The organism is Sorangium sp. So ce836, assembly GCF_028553905.1.
In the GTDB taxonomy this organism is placed as follows: Bacteria; Myxococcota_A; Polyangia; order Polyangiales; family Polyangiaceae; genus Sorangium; species Sorangium cellulosum_D.
In genome coordinates, this window is record NZ_CP102233.1 from 13711360 (window position 1) to 13726796 (window position 15437).

At 71.7% G+C, this 15437-nt stretch carries 10 protein-coding genes; 4 read left to right on the plus strand and 6 right to left on the minus strand.

The annotated features are described in order from the left end of the window. Window positions 1–75: 75 nt before the first annotated feature. Window positions 76–1497, minus strand: a complete 1422-nt coding sequence (locus tag NQZ70_RS50050) for an N-6 DNA methylase (RefSeq protein ID WP_129580539.1) — start codon at window positions 1495–1497, stop codon at window positions 76–78. Window positions 1498–1739: 242 nt separating this feature from the next. Between NQZ70_RS50050 and NQZ70_RS50055 the strand changes: the two genes are divergently transcribed. After that, complete coding sequence (locus tag NQZ70_RS50055) at window positions 1740–2045, plus strand: hypothetical protein (protein WP_129580540.1); 306 nt, start codon at window positions 1740–1742, stop codon at window positions 2043–2045. A 9-nt stretch (window positions 2046–2054) separates the two neighbouring features. Continuing rightward, window positions 2055–2699 (plus strand): hypothetical protein, encoded by a 645-nt coding sequence (locus tag NQZ70_RS50060; protein ID WP_129580541.1) that lies wholly within the window; start codon window positions 2055–2057, stop codon window positions 2697–2699. A gap of 20 nt (window positions 2700–2719) precedes the next feature. Here NQZ70_RS50060 and hsdR read toward each other — a convergent pair whose 3' ends face one another. Both hsdR and NQZ70_RS50070 read right to left on the minus strand, forming a co-directional pair. Next, the gene (hsdR, locus tag NQZ70_RS50065; protein WP_129580542.1) at window positions 2720–6148 is read right to left on the minus strand and encodes a type I restriction-modification system endonuclease; all 3429 of its coding nucleotides are present in this window, start codon (window positions 6146–6148) and stop codon (window positions 2720–2722) included. Between the two features lie 216 nt (window positions 6149–6364). Further along, on the minus strand, window positions 6365–7090 hold the full coding sequence (locus NQZ70_RS50070; protein WP_129580543.1) for a hypothetical protein: 726 nt from the start codon (window positions 7088–7090) through the stop codon (window positions 6365–6367). Window positions 7091–7289: 199 nt separating this feature from the next. Between NQZ70_RS50070 and NQZ70_RS50075 the strand changes: the two genes are divergently transcribed. Further along, complete coding sequence (locus NQZ70_RS50075; RefSeq protein WP_129580544.1) at window positions 7290–9755, plus strand: acylase; 2466 nt, start codon at window positions 7290–7292, stop codon at window positions 9753–9755. A gap of 174 nt (window positions 9756–9929) precedes the next feature. Here NQZ70_RS50075 and NQZ70_RS50080 read toward each other — a convergent pair whose 3' ends face one another. Together NQZ70_RS50080 and NQZ70_RS50085 are read right to left on the minus strand one after the other, a co-directional pair. Next, entirely contained in the window at window positions 9930–10283 is a 354-nt protein-coding gene (locus tag NQZ70_RS50080; protein ID WP_129580545.1) for a response regulator, read from the minus strand. Then, window positions 10255–11556, minus strand: a complete 1302-nt coding sequence (locus NQZ70_RS50085) for a GAF domain-containing sensor histidine kinase (protein ID WP_165374570.1) — start codon at window positions 11554–11556, stop codon at window positions 10255–10257. Before NQZ70_RS50085 ends, NQZ70_RS50080 begins: the two co-directional genes overlap by 29 nt. A gap of 226 nt (window positions 11557–11782) precedes the next feature. Between NQZ70_RS50085 and NQZ70_RS50090 the strand changes: the two genes are divergently transcribed. Further along, window positions 11783–13708, plus strand: coding sequence for a fructose-1,6-bisphosphatase (locus NQZ70_RS50090; RefSeq protein ID WP_129580547.1), 1926 nt, complete (start codon window positions 11783–11785; stop codon window positions 13706–13708). A gap of 36 nt (window positions 13709–13744) precedes the next feature. On the opposite strand, the gene NQZ70_RS50095 is transcribed toward NQZ70_RS50090, so the two are convergent. Next, a complete protein-coding gene (locus tag NQZ70_RS50095) occupies window positions 13745–15247 on the minus strand; it encodes a hypothetical protein (RefSeq protein WP_207217682.1) in 1503 nt (500 codons plus the stop codon). Between the last annotated feature and the right edge of the window lie 190 nt (window positions 15248–15437).

Below are 15437 nucleotides of genomic sequence, written 5' to 3' on the forward strand. Positions count from 1 at the left end.
AGTAGCCGTTTGTGGGGCCTTCGGCGAGCAGGTTGCCAAGTTGCGTGCAAGCCCATCCTTGCGGCAAATCGTCAGTCACGTATTTGCCCCCAGTGTCACTTGGAGCGCTTCCATCTCCTCCATCGCCACCCGCAGCTTCTCCATGATCTCCGCCGCGATCTCCTCCGGCTCCGGCAGCTCATCCGCCCCGTGCACGCTTTCATCCCTCAGCCACGCGATATCGAGGTTATCCCCTCTCCCCTTGACCTCCTCCCGCGTGAACCTCCGGAACCGCCCCTCTTCCCCCTGATCCTTCCGCCTGCTCTTCCCGTACGGATCGCTCCCGTACGCCTTCTCGAACTCCGCGAAGTGCTGGCGCGTCAGCGGCGTGCGCTTCCCGAACGACGGCATGTTCGCCCGCATGTCGTACACCCACACCGCCCGGGTGTTCCCGGTGTCCGTCTGCCCGCGCGTGAAGAACAGCACGTTCGTCTTCACCCCCTGCGCGTAGAAGATCCCGGTCGGCAGCCGCAGGATCGTGTGCAGATCGCACTTGTTCATCAGGTCGCGCCGCACCTCCGTCCCCACGTTCTCCTCGAAGAGCACGTTGTCCGGCAGCACCACCGCCGCCCTCCCGCCCGGCTTCAGCCCGCGATAGACATGCTGCAAGAACGCGATCTGCTTGTTCGACGTCGGATACGTGAAGTCGTCCCGCGTCGGCAGCCCGCCGCCCTTCTTGGTCCCGAACGGCGGGTTCGTGAGGATCACGTCCGCCTTCGCGAGCCCCGCCCCCAGGTTGGAGAGCGAGTCCCCGAGCTCCAGCGCGGCCTCGATGTCGTGCAGCATCAGGTTCATCAGCGCGAGCCGGTGCGCGTCCTGCACCAGCTCGACCCCGTAGAACGCCTGCTTCTTCTGGAAGCGCTGCTCGGCCTCGCTCAGCTGGAACAGCCCGTCCGTCTGCTCCTTGATGTACCGGTCCGCCGCGATCAGAAACCCCGCCGTCCCCGCGGCCGGATCCTGCACCAGCTCGCCGGCCGCCGGCTTCACCACGTGCACCATCGCGTCGATGAGCGGCCGCGGCGTGAAGTACTGCCCGGCGCCCGACTTCTTCTCGGCCGCGTTCTTCTCGAGCAGCCCCTCGTACAGGTCGCCGAGCCCCTCGGTCTTCGCCGAGTACCAGTCGAGCTCGTCGATCGCGTCGACGAGCTTCTTCAGGTTCCGCGGCTGCGTGAGCATCGTCTGCGCGTTCGCGAAGATCGCCTGCACCCGGCCAGAGCCCCGCGTGCCGAGGTGAAGCAGGAGCTCCCGGTAGAACGTGAGCTGCTCGACGCCGTCCCTCGCCTCGAGGTCGCCCCAGCGGTACCCCTTGGGCAAGAGCTTCTCCTGCTCGGTCTCCTTCATCATCTTGAGAAAGAGCAGGTAAGTCAGCTCGGTGACGTACTGGTGGTAGGTGATGCCGTCGTCGCGGAGGACGTGGCAAAGGCTCCAGAGCTTCTGGACGATATCCTGGGTGGTCATGGCGCGGGCGCTCGGAAGCGATTGGTACGCCGAGCCGGCAAAGAGATCCACAGGGTCGTGCAGGCGGGACGGCGCGCCGGGCTCATCGCTCCCAGGGGGCGACGGCCGACGCGAGGCGGCAGCGCGACGAGAGGCGGCGGGAAGGCGCTGGCGGGTTACCCGCGCCTCGTCGCGCGCACGACCGAGGGGCGACAGATGTGCGCTGCCGCCCCCGCGGGCGTGCGCGTGCTACCTTCCAGGTCATGAAGTCGGTCGTCGATGTCGCGAAAGACCTGGCCCTCGCCCACAAGAGAGCGGACCCGGACATCCAGCAGATCTGGATGATCGAGGATCCGGCGGGCAGCGAGGTTCGCCTGCTCGAGGTCTCCGGCTCCGTGGGCAACGTCGGCGCCATCATGCCCTTCCGCTTCAACGCTCGTCCCCCGGACGTGCCCTACCCGTCGGTCGTCATCCTGCTCAGCCCCGAGGAGAAGACCCAGCTCGATCGCAACGAGCTGGAGCTCCCCGCGATCTGGGGTGCTTCCCCGAAGCTCGTCCTGATCGCGTGAGCTGAGCGCATGGCAGCAGACATCGAGAAGCTTCTGCGCCGGTGGCTCAGCCAGACGGAGGCGGAGCTCAACACCACACCCGCGGATGTCGCGCGCTGTCAGGCCGCCTTCGTCAACCTCAAACAGCACGTCGAAGAGCTCCTGGGGAGCTACTTCCCGCCGATCAAGCTCTCCGCGAGGCTGTGGTCCGATGCGCTGCTCCGGCAGGCGGACGCAGATCTTCGTGCGGCCGAGGCGCTCGCCCGAGAAGGCGGATCGGCCTCGGTGCTCTGCATGCTGCTGCAGATGGTCTTCGAGAAGCTCGCGAAGGCGGCGCTGGCACGGTTCGATGCGCAGTGCTTCATCGCCTTCCGGGTGTCACATGCCGCCGCATCGCGGCTCGTGAGCACGATCAAGAACCACGGCGCCTTCGTCGACCTCCGCTACAAGTGGAGGGACGTGCTGCCCCTCGTCCAGGCCCTTGAGCGGGCACACCCCGCGCTCGCACGAGGAGGGCCTCACCTCGAGTACCCGTGGGAGGCCGGCGACCGGATGGGCTTGCCGGAGGAGCTGCCGATCGTCCGACAGTTCGATGATCCGCTGGATCCCAAGGGACCGCGGCTCCTCCGCTTTGCGCGCGAGCTGCACGACCGCTTCGACGAGCTGTTCCCTTGAGCCCGCCGGCCGCGCACCGCTCACCCCGCGCTCCGCCAGATCTCCTCCCGCAGATCCCCCAGCACCTCCTCGATCTTCCCCTCGAACACCTTGTCGAGGTGCTTGAACCCCCCGTGCGACCGGAACGCCTCGCCCTCGTCGAGCACCTTCCGGTCGACGACCTTCTCCTTCTTGAGCTGCCCCCCGATGCGCCGCAGCCAGTCGCGCTGCGGCGTCGTCCAGCTCCGGCTCGCCAGGATCCGCTGCAAGGCGCGGTCGACCCGCTCGTCGTACGCCACGAGCGCGTCCCCGAGCGCCGCCTGCCGGATGTAGCCGACGATCGACGCGGCGATGTCGGCGTTCGTCTTCTGCCGCCACGCCTGCTGCAGCGCCGCCTCGGTGTAGCCCTTCGCGTCGAGCGAAAGCTGCAGCTCCCGGAGCTGCGCCCGCGTCAGCTCCCGCGGCCGCTGCGTGACCACCACGAGCGCCGGGATCTTGTTCATGTTCTCGCGCAGGAAGGCGGTGAACCCGTCGAGGTAGTCCTCGGGCCGCTCGCCCGTGCCGTAGCCGATCTCCGTCCGGACCAGCCGATCCGTGCCCTCGTGCACGTAGAGCGGCCGCCCGTCGCCCGAGGGGCCGTCGAGCACCGAGACGACGTACTGGTGCTCCTGGAACCACCGCGCGGCCTGCTCCACCGTCTGCCGCTTGAGCAGGCCGCACAGCTCCTTCGGCGGCATCCCGGCGATGCCCTCGAACCGGCCGAGCGCCTCGCCCTTCAGCGTCTGACGCCGCCGCTGGAGCTTGCCGATGAGCTGATCGAGCACCACCTGCCGCGCCTCGGCGTCGGCCAGCGTCGTGAGCTCCCGGACGAGCTGCTGAAACGAGATGTTCGGCGCCGGGACGACCGGCTTCATCTCGGTGTACCGCTCCAGCGCGGCGTACAGGTCCACGGCGTCGAAGATGCGAAAGACCGCCTTCTCGATCTCCGGGCAGAGGCGCGTCGCGCGGCCGAGCATCTGCTCGTACAGGATGCGGCTCTTCACCCGCCGCAGAAACACGATGTTCGCGATCCTCGGCACGTCGATGCCCGTCGTGAGCAGGTCGACGGTGACGGCGACGTTGGGCAAGCGCTCGTTCTTGAAGCGGCGGATGAGCTGCAGCGGCTGGTCGGACGCGCCGGTGATCTTGAGCACCGCGTCGTCGTCGATGCCGCCGTACCTCGCCGCGAACGCCTCCTTCAGCAAACGCACGACCATGTCGGCGTGCGTGTCGGTGGCGGCGAAGATCAGCGTCTTGCCGTCGCCCCTCGGATCGAGGTGCTGCGCGAGCGCGCCGCACACCACGCGGTTGAACGCCTCGGTGATCACCCGCTTGTTGAAGCCCTCGATGTCGATCTTCACCTCGTCCTCGAGGTGGATCAGGTCGAGCTGCTGCGTGGCCGGGTCGAAGACGCTCACCTGCTCGCCCTTCGCCCAGCGGATCCCGCTCTCGGCGAGCTCGGTGACGATGCGGACCGGCAGCTCGTGGTCGACGAGGCAGCCGTCGATCACCGCCTCGCGGTACGAGTAGCGGAACGTCGGCTCGCCGAAGATCTCCGTCGTGTGCAGGGCCGGCGTCGCGGTGAGCCCGATCTTCACCGCGTCGAAGTGGTCGAGGATGCGCCGGTACTTCGAGATGTAGTCGTCGAGATCGCGGAAGCCGAGCTCCGCGTCGCTCATCTCCCGGTCGAGGCCGTAGCCGCGGTGGCACTCGTCGACCACGAGGCAATCGTACTGATCGACCGGCGGCGTCTCGCCGGCCTCCGACGGGTAGAGGATGCGCTTGACCATGCCCTGCACGGTCGCGATGTGGAGCTTTGTGTCGGGATCGGGCTTCTGATCCTTGAGCTCCTTGAGATCGAAGATCTGCGCGAACGTCTGGAGGTTCTCGAGCTTCGTGTCCTTGAAGGCGTTCGCGGTCTGCTCGCCGAGGGCGCTCCGGTCGACGAGGAACAGCACGCGCCGGAACCGCCGGGTCTTGAGCAGCCGGTAGACGAGCCCGATCGCCGTCCTGGTCTTGCCCGTGCCCGTCGCCATCGCGACGAGGCAGGTGGTCTGCCCGGCCTCGATGGCGCGCTCGACCGCCTGGATGGCGCGGATCTGGTAATCGCGCAGCCCGAGGTACTCCGTGGGCTCGCTCCGGAGCCTGTCGTGCGCCGTCTCGACGTCCTGCTTCTGCAGCGCGGCGAGGCCCTCGGGCGAATACCAGCCCGGCAGGGCGCGCGCGTGGTTCTCGTCGCGCCGCGCGTCGCGGAACCAGATGCCGCTCTTCTCGGCGATCTGCTTGAGGTAAGGGCGGCCGTTCGTGGCGAAGAGGAACGGGACTTTGTACCGGTCCTTCCCCCAGGGGCCGCCGGGCGGCGCTGCGCCGTCCGCCGCGCCGAAGCCGCGGCTGTAGCGCTTGGCCTGCTCGATGGCGCCTGCCACGTCCTTGCGCTTGCGCTTCGCCTCGACCACGGCCGCCGCTTCGAGCCCGAGGAAGAGCACGTAGTCCGCCGGGCCGTTCGCGGTCGGCCACTCGGCGATCGCCAGGTTCTTCCCCTTCTGCGGCCTGGCCCCGCGCTCGTGGCTGAGCCGCTCCGAGTCGACCTCCCACCCCGCGTCCCGGAGCTGCGCGTCGATGAGCCGCCGCGTGGCGGCCTCGTCGAGGTGAACCGCTTGCGCCGCCTCCGCGGCGCGGTCGACCGTCGCCTGGAGGACCTCGGGCGGCGCGGCCGCGGCCTGGGCCTGCAGGGCGGCGAGCTCGGCCGCGAGCTGCGCCCGCTGGCGCTCGAACGCCTCGACGTCCTTCGCCCGCTTCTGCTCGACCTCCGTGGCGAGCGCCTCCCAGAGCGCCCGGTCCTCGGCCTCTTTCCGGGCCCGCTGCTCCGCCGTGAGCCGCTTCCTGGCCTCCTCCTCGGCGGCGGCGCGCACGGCCTCGATGTCGACCTTGCTCCTGGCCAGCTCCTCCCGCAGCCGCGTGAGCTCCGCGGCGAGCGCGGCGTCGTCCTTGGTGGCCGGGCCGGGAGGCGGCACGAACGGGCCCGGGTCGAACTTGCGGTTGTTCCCGAACGAGCGCTGGAACCAGACGGCGAGCTCGCGCGCCATCCTGAGCTGGTGCAGCGCCTCGCGGTGGTCGCCCTGGAGCTCGTGGGCCGCCCTGTTGCCGGTCACGCGGAGGTCGTGGAAGAGCTGCCGCGCGGTGGCGTCGAGCGCGCCCCGGTCGCGGAGCCGGTTGATCAACGAGGCCTGGCTCTCCTCGGGCGAGAGGTAGATCCCGAGCCGCGCGGCGGCGCGCTGGGCGAGGAGCTCGCCGAACTGCCGCAGCTTCACCAGGCAGGTGTTCGGATCCTCGGCGAAGTACCGCTCCGCCTGCGTGCCCACGACGACGAGGCGCGGGTCGTGGTGGCCGAGGAAGGCGAAGTTCGGCGAGGGAGTGAGCGGTGCGGTCATCGGCTTACGCGTCGCGGGTGGATCCGTTCATGGAACACCAGCCGACAGCTCGATGGGAAGCGCAACAGGCGGGGCGGGGGCGCCGCGGCGGCCTACTGACTCCGTGGAGCTACATCAGCGCCGCAGGCGGGGAAACGTGCGCATCGTGCGCCCGCACGAGGGCGCAGGCGTCGATGAGCCGGAGCACCTCCCCTGGTCCCTTCGCGTCGCCACGAATCAGGGCGCGGCGGCGCGCTCGTGCCGGCGCGCGACGGCCGCGATGGCGACGGCGATCAGCGCGGCGAGCAGGAAGCCGCCGCCGAAGGCGAGGACGATGATCCAGGGCTGCATCGCCCTGCCCAGGCCGTCCGCGAAGCCCGCGGCGGCGGCGCGGCTCGCGCGCTCGATCGCGGCGCTCGAGCAGCCCGGGTCGCCGGCGGGGCAGCCCGCGAGCTGCTCCACGAGCTCTGCCGTCCCCTCGCGCGCCACCGCCCTCGCCGCCGCGCCCGAGCCCTGCTCGACGAGGGTGACGAGCGCCCGATCGTGCTGGAGGGCGCCCTGGACCACGGCGCTGCTCACCGCCTCGCTTGTCTGCGCGATGACCGGCGACAGGCGCTCCGCCTGCAGCCCCATCTCCGCCGCGCCGGCCCGGACGGCGTCGTGGACGAGTGCCCCCACGAGCGGCCGCCCGGGCTCGCGCGCGCCCTCGGCCGGCGTCCCCTCGGCCGATCCGCCGGCGGGCGCGGACCGGCCCTCTGCGCCGCGATCGAGCGCCTCGAGCGTGCCGCGGGTCGCTTGCTTCGCCGCCTCGCGGACGCACCCCGGGGCGAGCGCGAGCAGGAGCGCGGCGAGGAGCGCCGCGGCGACGGCGCGACCGGAGCGCGCCGGCTCGCCCGCGCGCGGCGCCGTGGGCGCATCCGGTCCACGGGAGAGCGACCCTTGCACAGCCGCGATGGCCTTCATCAACCGTGCCCGCCGCGCCCCGCGCAACGCGCGTTGCCCCGGCCCCTCGCTCCCTGCCCTCGCCTGCGCCTCTGCCTCGCCGAGCGCGCGGCGCCGAACAGGAGGCCGAAAGGAAGGGACAGGAGAAATTCTTCGCATCACCCCGCCTGCCCGTGGGCTATCTCTCCCCCGGCGCAGATCGCGAAACTAGGGAGAATCCATGTACGAAAGAATCATCGCTGGGCTCAGCTGCCTCGGTCTCCTGGCCGCGTGCGGCGACGATCCCGACGTGGGGCCGGGGCCGGTCGGCCAGGGGGACTATCAGGCCACCATCCGCTGGACGAGCCACGGCGTCCCGCACATCCTCGCCGAGGACATCGGCAGCATCGGATTCGGCCTCGCCTACGCCGGGGCGCGCGACTTCGTCTGTACGCTCGCCGATCAGGTCGTGAAGGTGCGGAGCGAGCGCGCGAAGACGTTCGGCCCCGGCGAGGGCGACGCGAACATCGACAGCGATTTCACCTACCTCGCGCTCGGCGTCGTCGACCGCGCCGAGGCCATGCTGGGGCGGCTGTCCCCCGACGGCAGGGCGCTCCTCGACGGGTATGTCGCGGGCTACAACCAGTACCTCGCCGACACCGGCGCTCAGGGCCTGCCCGAGCCCTGCGCCGGCGCGGCGTGGGTCAAGGCGGTCAGCGCCGTCGATCTCGCCGCGTACTACCTCCACATCAACATGTTCTCCGGCAGCCTGCAGCTGCTCGATTATCTCAGCCGCGCCGCGCCGCCGAAGGCCTCGGGCGAGGACGCGGGGGCGCCCGGCGAGGGGGCGAAGGCCCCCGGCGACCGGGCCCGCTCGCGCGATCTCGAGCTCCCCGATTTCACCCGCCTCCACCTCGGCAGCAACGCCTGGGCGATCGGCCGCGATCGCGCCGAGGGCGGCCGGGGGATGCTCGTCGCCAACCCGCACTTCCCCTGGGAGGGAGAGCTCCGGTTCCACGAGGCCCACCTCACCATCCCCGGGCAGCTCGACGTCTACGGAGCTGCCTTGACCGGAATGCCGATCATCAACATCGGATTCAACGAGCATGTCGCGTGGACTCACACGGTCTCTCCGGCCAACCACTTCACGGTCTACCGGCTCTCCCTCGATCCGGGCGACCCGACGGCCTACGTCTACGAGGGCGAGACCCGGGCGATGGAGCGCCGCGAGCACACCATCGATGTCCTCGGGGACGACGGCTCGATCGCGAAGGTCTCGCGGGTGATGTACCGGAGCCACCACGGCCCGATGCTCGGGGCCTCGGTCCTCGGCTGGTCCACGAAGCAGGCCTTCGCCCTGCGCGACGCCAACGAGGACAACGGGCTCGCCCTCGACCAGTGGCTCGGGATGGACCGCGCGAGGAGCCTCGACGAGCTCCGGCGGGTGCACGAGGAGACGCGCGGGATCCCGTTCGTGTTCACGACCGCCGTGGACGCGGAGGGGCAAACCCTGATCATGGACGCCTCGCGCGTGCCCCAGCTGAGCGCCGAGGCGGTGCGCGCCTACGAGGGCGCGCTCGCGCGGGACGGGCTGACCGGCGTGCTCGCGAGCTCCGGCATCGTGCTGCTCGACGGGAGCAAGGAGCGGGATGAGTGGGTGGAGACGCAGGGCGCCGGCGCGCTCGTGCCGTGGGGCGACATCCCCTCTCTCTCGCGGACCGACTTCGTCATGAACGCCAACGACACGGCGTGGCTCGCGAACCCCGCCGCGCCGATCACCGGGTATTCGAGGCTGTTTGGCACGCCGGGCAGCCCGATCTCGGCGCGCACGCGCATGAACCTCGTCCTGCTCACCGAGCAGGGCGAGGACGGCGCCTCGGGCGAGGACGGCCTCTTCTCGCGCGACGAGCTCAAGGACGCCATCCTCAGCAACCGCGGGATGACGGCGGAGCGCCTCCGCGCCCAGGTGGTCGAGCGCTGCGACGGCGCGGCGCCGGTCGACGTCGAGGGCGAGCCGGTCGACGTCGGCGGCGCGTGCGACGCGCTCGCGGCGTGGGACGGCCGGGTGGACCTCGAGAGCGTCGGCGCCCTCGTCTGGCGAGAGCTGCTCGGGCGGTTCTCGGCCCCGGACATGACGGACGCGGGCAAGCTCTACGCTCAGCCGTTCGACCCCGAGGATCCGATCGAGACCCCGCGCGATCTGGTCGAGCCCCCGGCCGAGGGCGCGGATCCGATCATGGTCGCGCTGGCCCAGGCCACGCTCGCGCTCGCGAAGGCGGGGCTCGACCCGACGACGCCGCTCGGCGAGGCCCAGTTCACCATGAAGGACAAGGCCATCCCCATCCACGGCGGCACCAACCGGGAAGGGGTGGCCAACGTCGTGCTCTTCTCCACGGCGAGCCTCAACAGCACCCTCCTGCCCAGGCTCAACACGGGCGAGATCGTCTCCGCGACGACCGGCCTCACCACCTCGGGCTATCCGATCAACTTCGGCACGAGCTTCGTCATGACCGTCGAGCACACGAGCGGCGGCCCCCGCGCCGAGGCGCTGCTCAGCTACTCGCAGTCGACCGACCCCGCGTCGCCCCATTTCGCGGATCAGACCGAGCTGTTCTCGCGCAAGGAGTGGCGGCCCGCGCTGTTCGCGCAGGAGGAGATCGCCGCCGATCCGGCGCTCGCCGTGAAGGAGGTCTCCGGGCGCCGCTGACCCGCGGTTCCGCGCGCGCGGGCGGCTCCGCTCGCGCGGGCGGCTCCGCTCGCGCGGGCGGCTCCGCTCGCGCGAGCGGCTCCGCTCGCGCGGGCGGCTCCGCTCGCGCGGGCGGCTCCGCTCGCGCGGGCGGCTCCGCTCGCGCGGGCGGCGCCGAGGCGCGGCGCGCCGGCCTCACGCGGCGTCGATCGTCCGGAGCAGCGCGTCGAGCTCGAACGGCTTGCTGATGACCTCGCGCGCGTGCGGCGGCATCGCCTGCCTGATGTTCGACGCCGCGGTCATGATGACGACGGGGATGTCCTCCAGCCCGGGGAACGCGCTGAGCTCGTCGCACACCTTCCATCCGTTCATCTTCGGCATCATCAGATCGAGCAGGATCACCCCCGGCCGCGCGCCGTCGTGGAGGCGCTCGAGCGCCTCCCGCCCGCTGAAGAAGGGCGTGGCCTCGTACCCGAGGTCGCACAGCGCCTCGGCCAGGGTGGTCGCCAGGTCCACGTCGTCATCGATGATCAGGACTGACTTGCTCATGGGGGAGGGGGAGCTCGACGGTGAAGGTGGAGCCGGCGTCGAGCTCGCTCTGCACGGAGATGCGGCCCTGCATCCGCTCCACGAGCTGGCGTGTCACCCACAGGCCGAGCCCGAGGCCGCCGTAGTTGCGCACCGAGACGGCGCGCTCGAACTGCTGGAAGATGCGCGCGTGGTCCGCCGGGGCGATGCCGATGCCGTGGTCCCGGACGACCAGCCGCGCGGCGCTGTCGCCCCGCTCGACGGAGATCTCGACGGGCGCCCCGCGGCCGAACTTCCACGCGTTCGACAGGAGGTTCACGATCACCTGCTCGATCCGGAAGACGTCCCCCTCGCAGACCACCGGGCCTTCCGCGTGGATCTCGACCTCCGGCGCGACCTCGGCGACCCCGTCCAGGAGCCGGCCCACGACGTCGCGCACGGTCTGGGTGAGGTCGACCGGCGCGCGCTCGACCTCGAGCCGGCCGGACAGGAGCTGCGTGGCGTCGAGCAGCTGCTCGACAAGCTTGAGGAGCTTCTTCCCCTGCCGCTCCAGGTTGCCCAGCTTGGGCGCGATCTCCCGGAGGGGCATCGACCCCGCCGCCCGCTGGAGCCGCTCCAGCGAGGTGATCTGCAGCAGGAGGGTGGCGATGGGCGTCTTCAGCTCGTGCGAGGCCACGGTGAGGAAGTTGTCCCGAGCGCGGAGCGCCTCCTCGACGCGCGCGGTGCTGCGGCTGCGCTCGATCGCGATGCCCGCGAGATCGCGGGAGATCGCGAGCAGGGCGAGATCGCGTGAGCTCGGCGCGCGCGGCTCGCGGTAATAGAAGGCGAACGTGCCGAGCGGCTCGCCCTGGCTGTCGAGGATGGGCGCGGAGGTGCATGCCTTGAGGCCGTGGGAGAGCGCGAGCTCGCGCGCCCGCGCCCAGAGCGGATCGTGCTCGATGTCCGACACGATCACGGGCTGCTTGCGGTGGACGGCGGTGCCGCACGAGCCGCTGACGGCGCCGATGCGCAGTCCGTCCACGTCCTGGTTGTACGCCTCTGGCAGGCTGGGCGCCGACGCCCAGCGGAGGTGCGTCTTCGAGTCGTCGACGAGGAGGATCGAGCAGAGCGCTTTGCCCGACTGGGCTTCCATGAACCGGATCAGCGCGTCGAGCACCTGGGAGAGCGGCTCTCCGGCCGCGACCATCCGGAGAATCCGGTTCTGCCCGCGAAGCAGGGGCCCGGCGCCCCGCGCCGGATCATCGGCCCGGGCAGGATCACCCTCGTCGAGCCCCACCGCCGGGCAGGGATCCATGGCTCTCGACGCTTGCATGCGCCCCCGGTGTTATTGCGTAGTCGGGCGCCGCGCTGCCGCAAGGGGAAACGCTGCTGCGCAGGCGCCGCGTTTCCCCTCGCGACAGCGAGCCCGGCGGCCCGGTCCTGCTCCCGCGCGGCGGCCCGCTCCCGCGCGGCGCGCGGGCGTCGCAGCAGCGCGCTCGCCTGGTGTGGCGGCCGGCGCCTTTGCTTTATGCTGCGGCGCCATGCTCGACACGCGGGAGCTGCCCCTCCTCCGCGCCCTCGCGGGCCGGTATCCGACGACCGAGGCCGCGCTCTCCGAGATCGGCCACCTGCGGGCGATCCTGTCGCTCCCGAAGGGGACGGTGCACGTGGTCAGCGACGTCCACGGCGAGCACAGGAAGCTGAAGCACATCATCAACAACGCCTCGGGGAGCCTGCGGCCGCTGGTCGAGCGGGTCTTCGGCGACCGGCTCACGCCGGACGAGAAGCGCGCGCTGCTCTCGATCATCTACTATCCTCGCGAGAGCTACGCGAAGGTCGCGGCCCGCGGCGAGGCGGAGCGGCGGGCCTTCTTGCTCTGGACGCTCGCGCGCGAGGTCGAGGTCATCCGCGAGCTGTCGCTGCGGTACACGCTGCGCCAGGTCGAGCAGGCGTTCCCGGACGACATGCGCGGCCTGCTCCGAGAGCTCGTCTCGGCGCGCGTCGCCCTCGGCGAGGGCTCCTACGTCGACGCGCTCATCGACCCGTTCGTGCAGCATTGCCGCGAGATCGAGATCCTGCGCGCCACGGCGCGCGTCATCCGGAACCTGACCGTCTTCGAGCTCGTGGTCGCGGGCGATCTCGGCGATCGCGGTCCCCGCCTCGACAAGGTGATCGAGTACCTGATGCGCCAGCCGCGGGCGCGGGTCGTGTGGGGCAACCACGACGTGAGCTGGATGGGCGCCAGCCTCGGCCAGGAGGCGCTCATCGCCACCGTGGTCCGCCTCTCGCTCCGGTACGGGCGCCTGTCGCAGCTCGAGGAGGGCTTCGGCATCCCGGTCGCGCCGGTCGATCGCCTCGCGCGCACCGCCTACGCGGACGACCCGGCCGAGCGCTTCGCGGTGCGGGGCGAGGGGCTGCGCGACGCGCTGCTCATGGCGCGGATGCAGAAAGCGATGGCGGTCCTGCAGTTCAAGCTGGAGGGGCAGCTCTGCCGGCGGCGCCCGGAGTATGCCCTCGGGCACCGGTGCTTGCTCCACCGCATCGACCCGCGCGCGGGCACGGTGGCGATCGACGGCGAGGTGTACCCGCTGCTCGACGCGCGCTTCCCGACGGTCGATTTCGGCGATCCGTACGCGCTCACGCCGGAGGAGGCGGCGTGCGTCGCGCTGCTCAAGGAGTCGTTCTCGAAGAGCGCTGCGCTGTCGCGCCAGATGCGCTGGACGGTGCAGCAGGGGACGACGTGGCTGCGGCGCGATCGGGCGCTCGTCTTCCACGGCTGCGTCCCGGTGGACGGCGAGGGCGCGTTCTTGCCGTTCGAGGTCGACGGCGAGCCTCGCCGCGGCAGGGCGCTGTTCGACGCGCTGGAGCGCGTGGTGCGCCGGGCATTCCGGACGGGCGCGCAGGAGGACCTCGACATGCTCTGGTACCTCTGGACCGGCCCGCTCTCGCCGATGTTCGGCAAGGACCGGATGACGACGTTCGAGTCTTATTTCGTCGCCGACGCGAGGACGCACAAGGAGACGAAGAACCCGTATTTCCACCTGATCCACGACGCCGGCTTCTGCGGCCGGGTGTGCCGCGAGTTCGGGCTGGACGAGGAGCGCGGGCTGATCGTGAACGGGCACGTGCCGGTGCGGGTCGAGCAGGGGGAGTCGCCGATCAAGGCGTCGCACCGCGCGGTGACGATCGACGGGGCGTTCTCGGAGGCCTACGGCGACAAGGGGTACACGCTCGTGCTCGAGGCGAGCGGGGCGCGGCTCGCGCAGCACCACCATTTCACGTCGGTCGAGCAGGCGGTCGAGGCGGGGGAGGACATCATCCCCGCGATCTCGGACGTGGAGGTCTACGAGGCCGAGCGCCGCGTGGGCGACACCGAGAAGGGGGAGGAGCTGGTGCGGGAGATCGAGATCCTGGAGCGGCTCATCGTCGCCTATCGAGACGGAGCGCTCCTGGAGCAGCCGAGGTGAGGTGAGGCGCGGCGGCGATCGCCGCGCCTCGACGGATCACTCGAGCTGGCCGTCCGTGACCCAGGCCTCGAGGATGAGCACCTCGTCCTCGGTCAGGCACTGCGGGTTGCTGTCGTCCGTCTCGTCGCCCGTGCAGCCGCGGTTGGGCGGCATGATCCCCGCGCGGATGAGCGTGAGGGCGCACTCGCCCTTCGTCATCCCCTCGCAGAGCTCATGGCCCGCGTCGAGCTGCGTGGTGTCGAAGTCGGTGACCCGGAAATCGCCGCGCGGAGGCTCCCGGGTGGTGTGGCAGGCCCCGCAGCGCGCTTCGAGGATCGGCTGGACGTCGTCCGCCCAGCTCGTGAGCCCGGAGCCCTCGCCGCCCTCGCCGCCAGCGCCGCCCTCGCCACCGCCAGCGCCGCCCGCGCCGCCGACGCCGGTGTCGCCGCCCGCGCCGCCCGCGCCGGTGTCGCCGCCAGCGCCGCCAGCGCCGACCGCCGATGCACCGCCGTCGCCACCGGCGCCGCCAGCGCCGACGGCGGAGGCGCCGCTATCGCCGCCGGCGCCGCCAGCGCCGACCGCGACGGCGGTGGACTCGCCGCCGGCACCGCCAGCGCCGACCGCGACGGTGGTGGACTCGCCGCCGGCGCCGCCAGCGCCGACCGCGACGGCGGTGGACTCGCCGCCGGCGCCGCCCGCGCCGACCGCGACGGTGGTGGACTCGCCACCGGCGCCGCCAGCGCCGACCGCGACGGCGGTGGACTCGCCGCCCGCGCCGCCCGCGCCGACCGCGACGGTGGTGGACTCGCCGCCGGCGCCGCCAGCGCCGACCGCGACGGCGGTGGACTCGCCGCCGGCGCCGCCCGCGCCGACCGCGACGGTGGTGGACTCGCCACCGGCGCCGCCAGCGCCGACCGCGACGGTGGTGGACTCGCCACCGGCGCCGCCCGCACCGACTGCGACCGTCGAGGACTCGCCGCCCGAGCCGCCGACGCCGACGCTCGTGGTGGTGGTCGTCGTGGGATCGCCGCCCGAGCCGCCGACGCCGACGCCGACGCTCGTGGTGGTGGTCGTCGTGGGATCGCCGCCCGCGCCGCCAGCGCCGGCGGCGGTGGAGGACTCGCCGCCCGAGCCGCCGACGCCGGCGCTCGTGGTGGTGGTCGTCGTGGGATCGCCGCCCGCGCCACCGACACCCGACGTGGGATCGCCGCCGGTGCCTGTCGCGCCGCCCTCACCGCCGGTGCCTGTCGCGCCGCCCTCACCGCCGGTGCCTGTCGCGCCGCCCTCACCGCCGGTGCCTGTCGCGCCGCCCTCACCGCCGGTGCCTGTCGCGCCGCCCTCACCGCCGGTGCCTGTCGCGCCGCCCTCACCGCCGGTGCCTGTCGCGCCGCCCTCACCGCCCTCGCCGCCGGTGCCGCCGCCCTCACCGCCGGTGCCGGCCGTCCCCGTGCCAGTTCCGGTTCCGGTGGTGCCGCTGCTGGTGCTACCTGTGCCGGTGGTCGTCCCTGAATCGTCGTCACCGCACCCAGCGAGCGCGACGAGCAGCGCGCCCGTGGTCATGAACAGACGAATGGAAGTACGTGGAATAAAAACCATGCGCGGAGAATAGGCATGCGCTGCGTCGCGGGTAAATGCCGCTGACAGCGAACGCAAGATTTTGGCATTGCCATCTCGGCGGATTACGCTTCCGTTGAATCTGCGGAACTTCGCACCCGGGCTCGGCTGGCGGCTCGCCTTCGAGCGCGGGTGG